This is a genomic window from Megasphaera sp. AF13-6AC (assembly GCF_027685385.1).
Classification (GTDB): Bacteria; Bacillota; Negativicutes; order Veillonellales; family Megasphaeraceae; genus Megasphaera; species Megasphaera micronuciformis.
Genome location: NZ_JAQCUN010000185.1, coordinates 579 through 1975 on the forward strand (window position 1 = coordinate 579; position 1397 = coordinate 1975).

Consider the following 1397-nt stretch of genomic DNA (forward strand, 5'->3'; position numbering starts at 1 on the left):
ATCGTTGTGCTCCGACGGGTGATACGGCTTTGACTGTTCGTGCCCACGCTTTGGCCGGAGGCCATTCGGGCGAAGTTATTAACGAAGGTCGCGGCAATGCCATTAAGGCTGTAGCCGATGTTCTGTATCGCTTGTCCGAAGGCGGTGTGGAATATGCTTTGGCCGATTATAAGGGCGGCGTTGCGGCTAATGCCATTCCGTCCGATGCATCGGCAGTAGTAGTAGTAGCGGCAAAGGATATTGACCGTGTAAAGGCGACGGTGGCCGCAGCGGAAAAAGATTTTCACCTTGTTTACGGAGAAACGGATCCGAATGCCGTATTTGAAGTTACACCGACGGATCTTCCGAAATCGGTTTTTTCTGCAGAGGATACGACGTCGATTGTCGATGTTGTTAACTTGCTCCATTGCGGCGTCTTTGCAATGGATCGCCGTCTGCCGCGTTTGCCGGCCCTTTCAGCCAGCCTCGGTACGATTGAAACTCGTGAAGATGTATTGGCCTTCCAGTATTTCCCCCGTTCGTCGTCTGACGCACGTTTGCAAGCACTGGTTCGCGTCATGCCTGTTATGGCAAAATCCACGGGAACGAAAGTACATATAGAAAAGCCGTTCCCCGCTTGGACCGAAAGTAAAAATAGTAAGTTGCAGGCGCTCATGGCTGATGCATATAAGGATATAATGGGTAAAGAGCCGAGAATGGAAGCTATGCACGGCGGTTTGGAAACCGGTTTCCTCTATGCTATGAATCCTGACTTGGACATTGTTTCGGTCGGCCCGGAAACTCACGATATTCACAGTGCGGATGAACGAGTGGAACTCGATACGGTAGCTCAACTCGTCCAAGTTATAGCCGGCACATTGGAAAAGCTGACAAAATAAAGCGGAAATCGACAGCCTAAGATTGTGTGGTACTTTTTTTAGTACCAGTGAATAAAAAGAGAGAAAATGCCTTTGTTATCGCATTTTCTCTCTTTTTGTGTTTTTATTCAAAAACGGGACGGCTCGGAAGGGAGCGGCTTTTTGTTGAGAAGATAAACGTTTTAGATTACAATAATATCAAGATAAAGCATAGTAACTATGCTTTAAAAGAAAGATAAACGGAAAATTAAAAAAGGAGTGAAAGAAATGAGTCGGGAAAAAGTATTTAAGACAATGGACGGCAATGAGGCGGCCGCTCACATTGCCTATGCCTTCACGGAAGTAGCACCTATATTTCCGATTACGCCGTCTTCGCCTATGGCTGAACACGTTGATGAATGGTCGGCCCATGGTCGTAAGAACCTCTTCGGAGTACCGGTTCTCGTACAGGAAATGCAGTCTGAAAAAGGTGCAGCCGGCACCTTGCACGGAGCCTTAAACGCCGGTGCTTTAACGACAACTTTTACGTCGTCTCAGGGC

1 protein-coding gene and 1 pseudogene are annotated in these 1397 nt (G+C 47.8%); both read left to right on the forward strand.

Annotation, left to right across the window (positions count from 1 at the left end; translation table 11 throughout):
- Positions 1 to 878: M20/M25/M40 family metallo-hydrolase (locus PGX78_RS07890; RefSeq protein WP_270446367.1), on the forward strand; the 878-nt coding region annotated here is incomplete at its 5' end.
- A 246-nt stretch (positions 879 to 1124) separates the two neighbouring features.
- A pseudogene (locus PGX78_RS07895) lies at positions 1125 to 1397 on the forward strand (pyruvate:ferredoxin (flavodoxin) oxidoreductase); the annotation flags it as partial.